The sequence below is a fragment of the Streptomyces sp. NRRL WC-3626 genome (genome assembly GCF_000718785.1).
GTDB lineage: Bacteria > Actinomycetota > Actinomycetes > Streptomycetales > Streptomycetaceae > Streptomyces > Streptomyces edwardsiae.
The window spans coordinates 205,062-219,577 of the sequence record NZ_JOCA01000009.1; the positions used below are offsets into that span (position 1 = coordinate 205,062).

At 70.2% G+C, this 14,516-nt stretch carries 12 protein-coding genes; 7 read left to right on the forward strand and 5 right to left on the reverse strand.

The genetic code is table 11. The features are described from left to right. Positions 1 to 12: 12 nt before the first annotated feature. A complete protein-coding gene (locus tag IF28_RS0116710) occupies positions 13 to 2,298 on the reverse strand; it encodes a transglycosylase domain-containing protein (RefSeq protein WP_030220344.1) in 2,286 nt (761 codons plus the stop codon). Between the two features lie 260 nt (positions 2,299 to 2,558). On the opposite strand from IF28_RS0116710, the gene IF28_RS0116715 reads away from it, so the two are divergent. From IF28_RS0116715 to IF28_RS0116730, 5 genes are all read left to right on the forward strand, one after another. Then, entirely contained in the window at positions 2,559 to 3,494 is a 936-nt protein-coding gene (locus IF28_RS0116715; protein WP_030220347.1) for an SPFH domain-containing protein, read from the forward strand. Then, positions 3,491 to 3,793: a hypothetical protein gene (locus tag IF28_RS37810; RefSeq protein WP_078621211.1), complete on the forward strand. Its 303-nt coding sequence runs from the start codon at positions 3,491 to 3,493 to the stop codon at positions 3,791 to 3,793. The genes IF28_RS0116715 and IF28_RS37810 overlap by 4 nt, the downstream gene beginning before the upstream one ends. Positions 3,794 to 3,965: 172 nt before the next feature. Continuing rightward, entirely contained in the window at positions 3,966 to 4,490 is a 525-nt protein-coding gene (locus IF28_RS0116720; protein ID WP_030220349.1) for a PadR family transcriptional regulator, read from the forward strand. After that, positions 4,487 to 5,182, forward strand: coding sequence for an ABC transporter ATP-binding protein (locus tag IF28_RS0116725; protein WP_030220352.1), 696 nt, complete (start codon positions 4,487 to 4,489; stop codon positions 5,180 to 5,182). Before IF28_RS0116720 ends, IF28_RS0116725 begins: the two co-directional genes overlap by 4 nt. Next, a complete protein-coding gene (locus tag IF28_RS0116730; protein WP_037893420.1) occupies positions 5,179 to 7,530 on the forward strand; it encodes an ABC transporter permease in 2,352 nt (783 codons plus the stop codon). The genes IF28_RS0116725 and IF28_RS0116730 overlap by 4 nt, the downstream gene beginning before the upstream one ends. A gap of 94 nt (positions 7,531 to 7,624) precedes the next feature. On the opposite strand, the gene IF28_RS0116735 is transcribed toward IF28_RS0116730, so the two are convergent. Further along, positions 7,625 to 8,566 (reverse strand): LysR substrate-binding domain-containing protein, encoded by a 942-nt coding sequence (locus IF28_RS0116735; RefSeq protein WP_078621213.1) that lies wholly within the window; start codon positions 8,564 to 8,566, stop codon positions 7,625 to 7,627. Between the two features lie 135 nt (positions 8,567 to 8,701). On the opposite strand from IF28_RS0116735, the gene IF28_RS0116740 reads away from it, so the two are divergent. Beyond that, positions 8,702 to 9,256 carry a peroxiredoxin gene (locus tag IF28_RS0116740; RefSeq protein WP_030220361.1) on the forward strand — a complete coding sequence of 185 codons (555 nt, stop codon included), beginning with the start codon at positions 8,702 to 8,704 and terminating at the stop codon, positions 9,254 to 9,256. A 6-nt stretch (positions 9,257 to 9,262) separates the two neighbouring features. After that, positions 9,263 to 9,796 carry an alkyl hydroperoxide reductase gene (locus IF28_RS0116745; RefSeq protein ID WP_030220364.1) on the forward strand — a complete coding sequence of 178 codons (534 nt, stop codon included), beginning with the start codon at positions 9,263 to 9,265 and terminating at the stop codon, positions 9,794 to 9,796. Positions 9,797 to 10,295: 499 nt separating this feature from the next. Here IF28_RS0116745 and IF28_RS0116750 read toward each other — a convergent pair whose 3' ends face one another. From IF28_RS0116750 to IF28_RS0116760, 3 genes are all read right to left on the reverse strand, one after another. Next, positions 10,296 to 11,669 carry an AI-2E family transporter gene (locus IF28_RS0116750; protein WP_030220368.1) on the reverse strand — a complete coding sequence of 458 codons (1,374 nt, stop codon included), beginning with the start codon at positions 11,667 to 11,669 and terminating at the stop codon, positions 10,296 to 10,298. 145 nt (positions 11,670 to 11,814) lie between these two features. After that, positions 11,815 to 12,513 carry a transglycosylase SLT domain-containing protein gene (locus IF28_RS0116755; protein WP_030220371.1) on the reverse strand — a complete coding sequence of 233 codons (699 nt, stop codon included), beginning with the start codon at positions 12,511 to 12,513 and terminating at the stop codon, positions 11,815 to 11,817. Between the two features lie 442 nt (positions 12,514 to 12,955). Continuing rightward, positions 12,956 to 14,281: a PhoH family protein gene (locus IF28_RS0116760; protein ID WP_030220374.1), complete on the reverse strand. Its 1,326-nt coding sequence runs from the start codon at positions 14,279 to 14,281 to the stop codon at positions 12,956 to 12,958. Positions 14,282 to 14,516: the final 235 nt, after the last annotated feature.

The window sequence follows — 14,516 nt, forward strand, 5'->3', positions numbered from 1 at the left end:
CTTTTTCGTTGTCTACCGTTCCGCGTCGGCGTTCTCCGGGTCGTCGTCGCCACCCGGGGCCTCGGTGGTCGGCGGTCCGGAGGTGGGCGGGGTCGGCGGCGCCTCCGACGTCGGCGGCGGGCTCGGTGCCTCGGACGTCGGCGGTGCGGAGGTCTCCGGCGGCGCCTCGGTGGTCGGTGCCTCGCTCGTCGGCTCGTTGCTCGGCGTCTGGGACGGCGACTGCGACACCGACGGGGACTTGCTCGGCTTCACCGCGGCGCCCTGCTTGGTGTCCAGGTCGAACTTGGTGACCTCGTCCATGACACCGAAGGTGTACGCGGCCCAGATCTCCGCCGGGGGGCCACCGCCGTTGACGCGGTAGTCGACGCCGGCCGCCTCGTACATCGGGACCTGCTTGCCGCTCTTGGGGTCCTCGCCGAACAGGCCGACCGAGGTGACCAGTCCGGGGGTGAAGCCGGTGAACCAGGCCGACTTGTTGTTGTCGGACGTGCCCGTCTTGCCGGCGACCACCTGGCCGTCGCGCAGCGGGTTCTCCTTCACGGACACCCGGGCCGTACCGTCGTCGACCACACCGGTCAGTACGGAGGTCACCGTGTCGGCGGCCTCGCGGCTGATCACCTGGTCGCCGATCGGGTCCGGGAACTCGACCTGGCGGTCCTTGTGTTCGACCGACTTCACGACCGCCGGGGTGACCTTCTTGCCGTGGTTGTCGAGGGTGGCGTAGACGCCGGCCATCTCCAGCGGGCTCGCGCCCATGGTGCCGAGGGTCTGCGCGGGCAGCGGGGCCATGCCCTCGGTCTCCATGCCGAGTTCGCCCGCGACCTTCACCACCTCGGTCATGCCGACGTCGATGCCCATCTGCGCGAAGACCGAGTTGACGGACTTGTTCATCGACTCCTGCACGTCGATGTCGCCGTAGTCCCGGTCGTCCTCGTTGGGCGGTGAGAAGCCGACCTTCCTGGTGCCGTCCATCACGGGGCGCCCGCTGGTGCCGTCGTACAGCGTGTTCGCCGTGATCGGCACGCCGTCCTGGGTCTCGGCGTCCTGGTCCACGGCCGCGGCGAGGATCACCGGCTTGAAGGTGGAGGCGGGCTGGTAGTCGTCGCGGGTGGCGTTGTTGCGGTAGTGCTTGACGTAGTCCACACCGCCGTACATCGCCACGACCGCGCCCGTCTTCGGGTCGACGGAGGCGGCACCGGCCTGGACGTCGGCGTCGACGTCGCGCTTCTTCGGGTCGAGCTTGCTGGTGAGCTTCTCCTTGACCGCCTGCTCCAGCGCCTTCTGCTTCTTCTTGTCGATGTTCAGCGTGATGGTGTAGCCGCCGAGGTCGACCATGGCCTTGGCCTGTTCCAGGTCCTCGGCGGTGCCCTGCTCGACGAGCTGCTGCTTGAGCGCGGCGTTGGCGGCCTCGACCAGGTAACCGGTCTGGCCCTCGAGACCGGGGGCGGCCTTCGGCTCCTTGGGAACCGGGAACTTCAGGCCCCGGCGGTCGGCCCCGTCCAGCCAGTCCTGCTCGACCATGTTGTCCAGGACGTAGTTCCAGCGCTCCTGGACGAGCCGCTTGCCGGTGTCGCTGGCGATCGCCCAGTCGTACTGGTTCGGCGCCTGGAGCAGTGCGGCGAGGTACGCGCCCTGCTGGACGTTCAGGTCCTCGGCGTCGACACGGTAGTAGGCCTGCGCGGCGGCCTGGATTCCATAGGCGCCGCGGCCGTAGTAGCTGGTGTTGATGTAGCCGGCGAGGATGTAGTCCTTGGACTTCTCCCGGTCCAGCTTCAGGGAGATGACCAGTTCCTTGAGCTTGCGGGTGACGGTCTGTTCCTGCGTCAGGTAGTAGTTCTTGACGTACTGCTGGGTGATCGTCGAACCGCCCTGCGCGCCCTTGCCGGAGACCGTGTTGAGCAGACCGCGCGTGGTGCCCCTGAGGTCGACGCCGGAGTCCTTGTAGAAGGACTTGTTCTCGGCGGCGACGAAGGTGCGCTGGACTTCCTTGGGCACCTTGGCGAGGTCGACGATCTCGCGGTTGTAGCCCCGGCGGGCCATGATCGAGCCGTCGCTGTACTTGTAGACGTTGCCCTGGAGTTCGGCGTCGGCGTTCCCCTCGGGGATGTCGATCACCATGTACAGCACGATGAAGGCGCCCATGCCGAGCAGGCAGAGGCCGAAGAACGTGCCGAGGATCTTCTTCCAGGTGAAGAGGCGGCGTATGCCGCTGCGGCCGGTCCCGTCCGAGGAGCGGCCCTTGGGTGCCGCTCGGCGCCCACCGCGCTGTCGTGCGCGTCTTTCTTCCGCTCGTCCCATGCGTCCGTTCCGCTCCGCTTCGTTCGTGTGTGCTCAGCCGCCACACCAGTTCGCCGCCGAGGTCAGCTTGGAAAGCTAACACCGGTGGCTGTGACAAAGGGCGTCCGATCCGGCCTTTACGGGCGTGACAATCAGCACCCGCACCACTGGAACCGACGTTCGAAGGGGGTTCAAGGTTGCCGGGAGAGGGTAATCTGATATCACTTAGCTAGGAAGGCGCTAGCCGTTCGGCAGGCGCCCGGAGGAGCGGGGGATCACCCATGTCCACTCACGACACGCAGGTCACGGCCGATGTGCCGGAGATGCCGGCCCCGCGCGTGCGGGAGGTCACGGCGCACAGCATCGGCGGCGGGCTCGCACTGCTGCTCGGCATGGTCGGGCTGCTCATCGGCGCGGCGCTGATCGCCGCCTCGGGCGCGGTCGACGGGGCGGGCGCCAAGGCCGCGCTGATCATCGCCGGCATCCTGGTCGCCATCGCCGCGTTCCTCGCGATGTGCGGGCTGAACATGGTGGCGCCGGGCGAGGCACGCGTGGTGCAGCTCTTCGGCCGCTACCGGGGCACGATCCGGCAGGACGGGCTGCGCTGGGTGAACCCGTTCACCTCGCGTACCAAGATCTCGACGCGGGTACGCAACCACGAGACCGCCGTCCTGAAGGTGAACGACGCCTACGGCAACCCGATCGAGCTGGCCGCGGTCGTGGTGTGGCGGGTGGAGGACACCGCGCAGGCCACCTTCGAGGTGGACGACTACATCGAGTTCGTCTCCACCCAGACCGAGGCGGCCGTGCGGCACATCGCCATCGAGTACCCGTACGACGCCCATGACGAGGACGGCCTCTCGCTGCGCGGCAACGCCGAGGAGATCACCGAGAAGCTCGCGGTCGAACTGCACGCGCGCGTGGAGGCGGCCGGCGTGCAGATCATCGAGTCCCGGTTCACGCACCTCGCCTACGCCCCCGAGATCGCGTCGGCGATGCTCCAGCGGCAGCAGGCGGGCGCGGTCGTGGCGGCGCGGCAGCAGATCGTCGAGGGCGCGGTGGGCATGGTCGAGTCGGCGCTCGCCCGGATCCAGGAGCAGGACATCGTGGAGCTGGACCCGGAGCGGAAGGCGGCGATGGTGTCCAACCTGATGGTGGTGCTGTGCGGCGACCGCTCGGCGCAGCCGGTCCTCAACACCGGGACGCTCTACCAGTGACGGCGTCCTCCCCCCGGGGTCGGCCGCAGCGCAAGCAGGTACTGCTGCGGCTCGACCCGTCGGTGTACGAGGCCCTGGCCCGCTGGGCCAACGACGAACTCCGCTCGGCGAACGCCCAGATCGAGTTCCTGCTGCGCCGAGCCCTGTCGGAGTCGGGCCGCCTCCCCGGCGACACACCCCCGATCCCCCGCAGGGGGCGGCCACCTCGGGCCGCCGGAGGCCCAGGGACCCCCGGCGGCCCCGGCGCCCCCGGAGGGCGTGGCGACTCCGAGGGCGGCCCCCGGCCCCCATCACCCTGACCCCATGACCCTCCGCTCCGGCACAGCAGCCCGCCCAGGGGCGCGGGGCCGTATCGATATGCGGTAGCAGAACCGTGACAATCGCGCCCCACCAGCGGCGTCGCACGCCCCGAACCCACCCGCGCACCCCGCGTATACACACCGCGTATACACCGTGTGTAGAGTGCAGCTCATGTCCATCGGTCACACCCTCCTGGGGCTCCTGGAGTCCGGCCCACGCCACGGCTACGACCTGAAGCGCGCCTTCGACGAGAAGTTCGGTCACGACCGGCCCCTGCACTACGGCCAGGTCTATTCGACGATGTCCCGCCTCCTCAAGAACGGCCTCGTCGAAGTCGACGGCATCGAGGCCGGCGGCGGCCCCGAGCGCAAGCGGTACGCGATCACCGAGGCCGGCATCACGGATGTCGAGCGCTGGCTCGCCACACCGGAGAAGCCGGAGCCGTACCTCCAGTCGACGCTCTACACCAAGGTCGTCCTCGCCCTGCTCACCAGCCGGGACGCCGCCGACATCCTCGACACGCAGCGCTCGGAGCATCTGCGCAGCATGCGGATCCTCACCGACCGCAAGCGCAAGGGCGATCTCGCCGACCAGCTCATCTGCGACCACGCCCTGTTCCACCTCGAGGCCGATCTGCGCTGGCTGGAACTGACCGCCGCGCGCCTCGACAAGCTCCGTGAGGCGGTAATCCGATGACCACACCCATTCCGCCCGGTTCCCTGCTGACGGCACAGGACCTGCGCAAGGCCTACGGCCCGACCACCGCCCTCGACGGCGCCGCGTTCTCCATCCACCCGGGCGAGGTCGTCGCCGTGATGGGCCCCTCCGGGTCCGGCAAGTCGACGCTGCTGCACTGTCTCGCCGGCATCGTCACCCCCGACTCCGGATCGATCACGTACAACGGGCGTGAGCTGACCACCATGAGCGACGGCGAGCGCAGTGCGCTGCGCCGCTCGGAGTTCGGCTTCGTCTTCCAGTTCGGGCAGCTCGTCCCGGAGCTCACCTGTGTGGAGAACGTCGCCCTCCCCCTGCGGCTGAGCGGCACCTCCCGCAAGGAGGCCGAGCGGGCCGCGCTGACCTGGATGGAGCGGCTGGAGGTCGACGACGTCCGCGCCAAGCGGCCCGGCGAGGTCTCCGGCGGTCAGGGACAGCGGGTCGCCGTGGCGCGGGCGCTGGTCACCGGACCCCGTGTGCTGTTCGCCGACGAGCCGACCGGCGCGCTGGACTCGCTCAACGGCGAGCGGGTGATGGAGCTGCTCACCGACGCCGCCCGGTCCTCGAACGCCGCCGTCGTCCTGGTCACGCACGAGGCGCGGGTGGCCGCGTACTCGGACCGCGAGGTCGTCGTGCGCGACGGCAAGTCCCGGGACATGGAGCGCGTCGTATGAGCGGTCGTACGAGCGGGACGCAGTGGGCGCGGGATCTCGCGATGGGCACCCGGTTCGCCTTCTCGGGCGGACGCGAGGGCTGGATCAGGGCGCTGCTCACCGCCGTCGGCGTCGGCCTGGGCGTGGCGCTGCTGCTGCTCACCACCGCCCTGCCGGGCGCGCTGGCGGAACGCGACCGGCGCGGGGACGCCCGCCTCGACTACACGTACAGCGCGGAGACCCCCGAGAAGGCCGACGACACCCTGGTCATCTCCGATCTCGACACCGACTACCGGGACCAGGAGGTGCGCGGCCGGCTGGTGCAGCCCGAGGGCGACAAGGCCCCGCTGCCGCCGGGCCTGCGGGAGTATCCGGCGCCGGGCGAGATGGTGGTCTCCCCCGCGCTGAAGGAACTCCTCGACTCGGACGGGGGACGGCTGCTGCGGGAGCGGCTGCCGTACGACGTCGTGGGCACGATCGGCGAGCAGGGCCTGATCGGCTCCCGGGAACTCGCCTACTACGCGGGCGTCGACGACCTCGCGCCGCACATCGACAACGCCCTGACCGCCCGTATCGACGCCTTCGGCAATCCCAACCCCATGGAGCAGGAGACGGACCCGGTCCTGGTACTGCTGGTACTGGTCGTCTTCGTGGTGCTGCTGATGCCGGTCGCCGTGTTCATCGCCGCGGCCGTACGGTTCGGCGGCGAGCGGCGGGACCGCCGGCTGGCGGCACTGCGGCTGGTCGGCTCCGACAGCCGTATGACCCGGCGGATCGCCGCCGGTGAGGCACTGGCCGGGGCGCTGCTGGGGCTGGTGTTCGGCACCGGCTTCTTCCTGGCCGGGCGGGAGGCGGCGGCCTCGGTCGAGGTCTTCGGGATCAGTGTCTTCCCGAGCTATCTCAACCCCTCCCCGCTGCTGGCGCTCCTCGTCGCGGTGGCGGTACCGGCGGCCGCGGTGCTGGTGACGCTGTTCGCACTGCGCGGCGTGGTCATCGAGCCCCTGGGCGTGGTCCGTACGGCACGGCCCGCACGGCGTCGCCTCTGGTGGCGGCTGCTGCTGCCGCTGGCGGGGGTCGGCCTGCTGCTGCCGATGATCGGCCAGGGCCGGGACGGCGGGGACTTCAACCAGTATCTCGTCGTCAGCGGCGTCATGTGCCTCCTCGTCGGCATCACCGCGCTGCTGCCGTGGATCGTGGAGGCGGTCGTCGCCCGGCTCGGCGCCGGCAGCCTCTCCTGGCAACTGGCGGTACGACGCCTGCAGTTGAGCAGTGGCGCGGCGGCCCGGATGGTCAACGGCATCGCGGTGGCGGTGGCCGGCGCGATCGCGCTGCAGATGCTGTTCGCCGGCGTCGACGGCGACTACACCAAGTCGACCGGCTACGACACCACACGCGCCCAGATGCAGATGCAGGTCCCCGAGGGCACCGACATGGCGTCCACCGCCGCGAAGTTCGAGAAGACCAAGGGCGTACGCGAGGTGTACGCGCTGTCCGAGGGCTACCTCGCCGACGAACCCTGGAAGGACGAGCCGGAACGCGGCGCCCAGCTGACCATCGGGGGCTGCTCGGCCCTGCGCGAGGTGGCGAAGCTGCCCAGGTGCGAGGACGGGGACGTGTTCACCGTCAGCGGCGGCGAGTACGACACCGACACCCCCGCGCTGAGCAAGCCGGGCCGGAAGCTGTATCTGGAGACCACCGTCCCCGGTGGCGACAGGGGTGAGGACGTCGTCTGGACCCTCCCGAAGATCCTGACCCCGGCCGACTCCGTCGACGACCCGACGGGATCGAAGCGCGGCGGCTTCCTGATGACCCCGGCATCGGTACCGCCGGCCGTCGAGCGGGAGGTCCGCGGGCAGTTGTATCTGGCGCTCGACGAGTCGGTGCCGGACGCGCGTGAGCACGTACGCAACACGGCCGCGGAGATCGATCCGATGTCCCAGCCGATGACGTGGTCCGCCACGGAACGCTCCGAGCGTTTCGACTCCATCCGTACGGGCCTGTTCGCGGGCGCGGTGGCGGTGCTGGCGCTGATCGGGGCGAGCCTGCTCGTCTCCCAGCTGGAGCAACTGCGTGAACGCCGCAAGCTGTTGTCGGCCCTGGTCGCCTTCGGCACCCGCCGGCGCACCCTGAGCCTGTCGGTCCTGTGGCAGACGGCGATCCCGATCGGCCTGGGCCTGCTCCTGGCCGCGACGGTGGGCACGACCCTGGGCACGGTCCTGCTCCGCATGACCTCGACCCCGGTCACGGTGGACTGGACGAGCGTGCTCCAGATGACGGGCATCGGAGCGGGGGTGGTCCTGGCGGTCACGCTGCTGAGCCTCCCGCCCCTGTTGCGGATGATGCGCCCGGACGGCTTGCGGACGGAGTGAGTTCAGCCCCTCCGGCGTTCTGAGGAGCGGGGATCCGGGGGGCATCGCCCCCCCCGGGGACGGGAAGGGGTGACAGGGGCGGAAAACTCCCCCGTCACCCCACCGTCCGCACCGGCAATCCCCGCATCGACTCCCGCAACGCCACAGCAAGCTCCGCGTACTCCTCCCCCCGCGCCGCCCCCGTCCGCATCGCCAACGCGACCCGCCGACTCGGCGCCGGCTCCGCGAACGACGCGGTCAACAACCCCACCGACCGGGCCGTCTCCACCCGCACCGCCGTCCGCGGCAGCAACGTCACCCCCAACCCACCGGCGACCAACTGCACCAACGTCGACAATCCCGCCGCGGTCGTCGTCGCCGGCACCCCCGCCCGCCCCGCCTCCCGGCAGATGTCAAGCGCCTGGTCCCGCAGGCAATGCCCCTCATCGAGCAACAGCAGATTCAGCTCCCGCAACACCGCCCGAGGCACCCCCACCCGCCCCCCGAGCTCATGCTCGAGCGGAGTGACCAGCACGAAGTCCTCGTCGAACAGCGGCAGTTCGGTGACCCCGGGCACCCTCAGCGGCACCGCGAGCAGCAGCAGATCCAGCCGCCCCCCGGCGAGCCCGTCCAGCAGATTCGCGGTCTGCTCCTCATGCACCTGAAGATCCAGTCGCGGATACCGGTCATGAACGAGCCCCAGCACCGTAGGCAGCAGATACGGCGCCACGGTCGGGATCACCCCGAGCCGCAGCACCCCCGTGAACGGCGCACGCAACGCGTCCGCCTCCTCCATCAGCGCCCCGACCTCCGCGAGTACGGCCTTGGCGCGGGCGGCGAGCCGTTCACCGGCCGGTGAGAGCAGCACCTTGCGCGTCGTACGCTCCACGAGCGTGACCCCGAGCGTCTCCTCCAGCGCCGACACGGCCCCGGACAGCGCCGGCTGGCTCATCCCTATCGCCCCGGCGGCGTCCCGGAAGTGCAGATGCTCGGCCACCGCGGCGAACGCGCGGAGCTGCGCCAGGCTCGGCTGTCTACGCCTGTTACCCACCGTCACTGATAGCTACCTCCGATCAACACGACCGAGTGTAGCTATTTCACTAATCAATGCACGGTGTGCCAACATCATTTCCAGTCCAACCCATGGGAAATCCCCACGATCCTGGGGTTTTCCTCGCTGCAAGGAGAGCCTGTGCTCACTGTCGGTGACAAGTTCCCCGAGTTCGAACTGACGGCCTGTGTCTCGCTGGAGAAGGGCAAGGAGTTCGAGACGATCGACCACAAGACCTACGAGGGCAAGTGGAAGATCGTGTTCGCGTGGCCCAAGGACTTCACCTTCGTGTGCCCGACCGAGATCGCCGCCTTCGGCAAGCTGAACGACGAGTTCGCCGACCGTGACGCCCAGGTCCTCGGCTTCTCCGGCGACTCCGAGTTCGTCCACCACGCCTGGCGCAAGGACCACGACGACCTGCGCGACCTGCCGTTCCCGATGATGGCGGACTCCCGGCACGAGCTGATGCGCGACCTCGGCATCGAGGGCGAGGACGGCTTCGCCAAGCGTGCGGTGTTCATCGTGGACCAGAACAACGAGATCCAGTTCTCCATGGTGACCGCCGGTTCCGTCGGCCGTAACCCCAAGGAGGTCCTGCGGGTCCTGGACGCCCTGCAGACCGACGAGCTCTGCCCGTGCAACTGGAGCAAGGGTGACGAGACCCTTGACCCGGTCGCGCTGCTGTCGGGGGAGTGAACGCGGATGTCCCTCGACTCCCTGAAGTCCCGTATACCGGACTACGCCAAGGACCTGAAGCTCAACCTGGGCTCGGTCATCGGCAACTCCGACCTGCCGGCCCAGCTGCTGTGGGGCACGGTGCTGTCGACCGCGATCGCCTCGCGCTCGCCCATCGTGCTGCGTGAGCTGGAGCCCGAGGCCAAGGCGAATCTGTCGCCGGAGGCGTACACGGCGGCGAAGGCCGCGGCCGCGGTGATGGCGATGAACAACGTGTTCTACCGGACGCGTCATCTGCTGTCGGACCACGAGTACGGCACGCTCCGCGCGGGGCTGCGGATGAACGTCATCGGCAACCCGGGCGTCGACAAGGTCGACTTCGAGTTCTGGTCGTTCGCCGTCTCCGCGATCAACGGCTGCGGGATGTGCCTCGACTCGCACGAGCAGGTGCTGCGCAAGGCCGACGTGTCGCGCGAGGTCGTGCAGGAGGCGTTCAAGATCGCCGCGGTGATCCAGGCGGTCGCGGCAACGCTGGACGCGGAGGCGGCGCTGGCGGACTAGCTCCGCCCCGCTTCCCCCGGGCCCGCCCACCACTCGGTGAGCGGGCCCACGCGCATGCCGCCACACTCCGCCGCCCGATCCGCGGGCAGGCGCCCCCGCCCATCCGCGGGCAGGCGTGCCGCCGATCCGCGGGCAGGCGTCCCCGCCCATCCGCGGGCAGGCCAGCCCGCCGATCCGCGGGCAGGTGCCCCCGCCGATCCGCGGGCAGGCGTGCCGCAGGGCGGCACGGGTGGGCGCGACGGCACCCCGTCAGCGCCGGGCCGCGCGGCTCCCCCCCGTCCCGCACCCACACCGTTGACCCGTGCGGGGCGGGGGTGGGTTCACTCGCCGGCGTTTGCCGGGTGCCGCTGCGCCCACCCGTGCCGCCCCAGCGGCACGACTGCCCGCAGCTGCGGCGGAGTGCGGGGGTGGACTCACTCGCCGGCGCTTGCCGGGTGCCGCTGCGCCCACCCGTGCCGCCCCAGCGGCACGACTGGCCGCAGCCGCGCGGACCGCGGCGCTACTTTTCGGTGGGGGGCGGGGGTTCGTCCTCGGGGGGTGTGGGGGTTCGCGCTGCTGAGAGGGCCGTTGCGCCATGGGGGCGTGGGGTGTGGGACAGCGCGCTGTCGTGGGCGTAGCGCCGCAGGTAGCCGACGACCGTGTTCGTGACCGCGACCAGCGGTACCGCGACCACCGCACCGCCGATCCCCGCCACCATCCCGCCCGACGCCACCGCCAGCACCACCGCCAGCGGATGCACCCGCACCGCCCGTCCCAGGATGAACGGCTGCAGGATGTGCCCCTCGATCTGCTGCACCGCGAGCACCACCACCAGCACCATCACGCCGGTGAACACGCCCTGCGTGACCAGCCCGACGACCACCGCCAGCGCCCCCGACACCACCGCGCCCACGAGCGGGATGAACGAGAACAGGAAGATGAACACGGCCAGCGGCACCGCCATCGGCACATCGAGGAAGTAGATCCCGAGCCCGATGAAGATCGCGTCGATCAGAGCCACTATCACCGTGCCGCGCACATACGCCGTGAGCGTCCGCCACGCCGCCGGACCCGCCCCGGCGACCCCCGGACGCGCCGCCGCGGGCACGAGCTTCAGCGACCACTCCCAGATCCGCTTGCCGTCGTAGAGCAGGAACAGCGTCGAGAAGACCGCGAGCAGGATGCCGGTGAGCGCCTCGACCACGACGGTCACGCCCTCCAGGCCCGCCGAGGTGATCTGCTCGGTGTTGGCGCCGACCGCTTCCCGCAGGTTCTTGGCGATCTCGTTGATCTGTTTGTCGGTGACGTGGAAGGGGCTGTTCAGCAGCCAGTTGCGCAGTTCGTCGATGCCGTCCTGGATCTGGTCGGAGAGATGGTCGATGTTCTCCATGACCTGCCAGGTCACGAACCAGCCGATGAGGCCGATCACGACGAACCCGAACAGCGCCGTCAGCGCGGTGGCCGCGCCGCGCGGCACGCCGATCCGCTTCAGCCGGGTCACCGTCGGCTGCAGCAGCGCGGTGATCAGCAGCGCGGCGACGAACGCCAGCACGACCAGCTGTACGGCGCTGATGACCCGCATGAGGACCCAGACCGTGCCCGCCAGCACCAGCAGCCGCCAGCCGGCCTCGGCGGCGACCCGTACGCCCCAGGGCACGGCCTGCGCCGGATCCGGGCGGACCGGGATCACCGGGGCGGCCGCGTACTCGCGCGGGGCCGGCTCCTGGCCGGACGGCGGCGCGTCCTCCGGTACGGGTCCGGCTACGGGTTCGGGTTCGGGAGCCGGGTCCGGACGGCGCTCCCCCTCCACCTCCGCGCGGCGCTCCTCCAACCGCTTGCTGACCTCGGTCAGTCCGGCTCCGACCCGGCCGAGCCATCCTGGCACTCGCGACATGATCCGTCCTCTTCCCCCGTTTCTCCCCACCACTCACCCCTGGAGTCGTCGGTCAGACCGTACATGGCGAAAGCCCCGCACCGTAGGACGGTGCGGGGCTGCGCCAGGGTTGAGCGGGGCGGTGAGGCGGCCGGCTCGGGTACTTCTAGTAGTAGTGGTTCGCCTGCCAGAAGTTCCACGCGTCGCACGGGCTGCCGTAGCGGTCGTTCATGTAGCCGAGGCCCCACTTGATCTGGGTGGCCGGGTTGGTCGCCCAGTCGGCTCCGGCCGAGGCCATCTTGGAACCGGGGAGCGCCTGCATCAGGCCGAAGGCGTCGGAGGTGGGGTTGTCGGCCTGGTAGTTCCAGCTGGACTCGTGGTCCACGATGGTGCTGAAGCACTGGAACTGGTCCGCCGGCACGATCTGCCGGGCCATCGCCTGCACTTCGGCGATGGTGTAGGACGACTGGACAGCGAAGCTGGACGCGTCACGGGTGGCGGAGCGGCTGGCGGCGGCCTTGGCCTCGGCGCGCTCCTTGGCCTCCTGCTCGGCCTTCTCGGCCGCTTCCTGCTTCTTCGCGACCGCGGTCTCGGCGGCGGCCTTGCGGGCGGCCTCCTCCGCGTCCTTCTTCGCGCTGGCGTCCGCCGCGATGGCCATCGTCTCGGCCTGCTGCGTCAGGGACGCGGTCTGCACCTGGGCCTGCTGGCCCGCGGGGATGTCCGCGAGCAGCGTGGTGCCGCTTGCCGTCGCTTCGGCGTCGTTGTTCTGCGCGACGCTGCCCGAGGCAACACCGACGACGCTTCCGACAGCGGTGACCGCCGTGGCCGAGGCCACTGCGAATCCCCGGACCGACATCCGGCTCACACGGTTTCCTTCCAGCATCGCCCGCTTCGGTGACCCTCGCGGACGCAATCGTGCCCCTTGCCACTGGCCTCCCCCACTACTGGTCACGGGAGGCACGGGCCCGGTGGGCAACTCCTGCGGAAGGAGCGCCGCGTGGTGCTCGGGCGGCATACGACGACGCTATGGAGTTAAAACTGAGGCGCCGTACCTCCCCCACTGCCTTAAGGGCGTGGGCGGCACCCCCAGGGGCACAGCTGTGTCGTATGCGGGGCCTGACAGGAGTGAGACTCTGCCGTAACACGGCGGCGCAAGGCAATTCTCCGTTGCGTGTGAAAGCTCACATCTCGTTTGGCCCCAGGGAATCCCGGAAATCCCCACACACGCCGACGCCGCCCGGCTAGGCTCTACGCCTTTCCGGACGGCGCCAACTACCGCGTAACCGACCCTTGTTGGATTCCGGGGGTCAGATCTGCCCGTCCTCGAGCATTTCGGTCACAAGCGCGGCGATCTGGGACCTCTCGGACCGCGTCAGGGTGACATGCGCGAACAGCGGATGCCCCTTCAGCTTTTCGACGACGGCGACCACACCGTCGTACCGACCGACCCTCAGATTGTCCCGCTGGGCGACATCGTGGGTCAGAACGACCCGCGAATTGGCCCCGATCCGCGACAGAACGGTCAGCAGGACGTTCCGCTCCAGTGACTGGGCCTCGTCCACGATGACGAACGCGTCGTGCAGCGAGCGGCCCCGGATGTGGGTGAGCGGCAGGACCTCCAGCATGCCGCGCGCGGTGACCTCCTCGATGACCTCCCGGCTCGTGACCGCCGACAGGGTGTCGAACACGGCCTGCGCCCAGGGGCTCATCTTCTCCGCCTCGGAGCCGGGCAGATAGCCGAGCTCCTGGCCGCCCACCGCGTACAGCGGACGGAAGACCATCACCTTCTGGTGCTGACGGCGCTCCAGCACCGCCTCCAGGCCCGCGCACAGGGCCAGCGCCGACTTGCCGGTGCCGGCCCGGCCGCCCATGGACACGATCCCGACGTCCGGGTCGAGCAGCAGGTCGAGCGCGATGCGCTGCTCGGCGCTGCGGCCCTTGATGCCGAACGCCTCCCGGTCGCCGCGCACCAGCCGGACGCTGCCGTCGGCCGTGACCCGGCCGAGCGCCTTGCCGCGCTCCGACTGGATGGTCAGCCCGGTGTGCACGGGCAGGCCGGCGGCTTCGGGCACATACACGTGCCCCTCCTCGAAGAGGATGTCCACCTGCTCGCCGGGCAGGGTCAGTTCGGACATTCCGGTCCAGCCGGAGGAGTCCGTGATGGCGAGCTCCGCCCGGTACTCCTCGGCGAGGAGGCCCACGGAGGACGCCTTGATCCTGAGCGGGAGGTCCTTCGACACCACGGTGACGTCGAACCCCTCGGCCTGCAGATTGCGGGCGACCGCGAGGATGCGGGAGTCGTTGTCCCCCAGGCGGTAGCCGCTGGGCAGCACGCTGGGGTCCGAGTGGTTGAGCTCGACCCGCAGGGTCCCGCCGACGTCCCCGGTCGGAATGGGGGCGTCGAGACGGCCGTACCGCACCCGGTAGTCGTCCAGCAGGCGCAGTGCCTGGCGGGCGAAGTAGCCGAGTTCGGGGTGGTTCCGCTTGGCCTCCAGCTCGGTCACCACGACGACGGGGAGCACGACTTCGTGCTCGTCGAAGCGGGTGAGGGCGTTGGGGTCGGCCAGCAGGACGCTGGTGTCGAGAACGTAGGTGCGCCGGTCTGGCTTGTGGCGCTTTGCGCTGGTCACCACGGAAGGACGTACCCCCTCGGATGAGGTCGGGGAGCGACGAGGCGGGACTGGACCGGTCGACGGCCCGCTTGCACAGCGGGCCGGGAACCGGCCCTCCGCCGCTTCTTCCGTGCCGTGACCGCACGGTCGGGCTGGTGCAAAGGGCCTCCCGGGCGGACGGCTCTGCGCCGCCCGCTGAGATCCGACACCCGTGGTTCGGGTGTCGACCTGTCTGGCTTATGCCCTCGAACAGGCG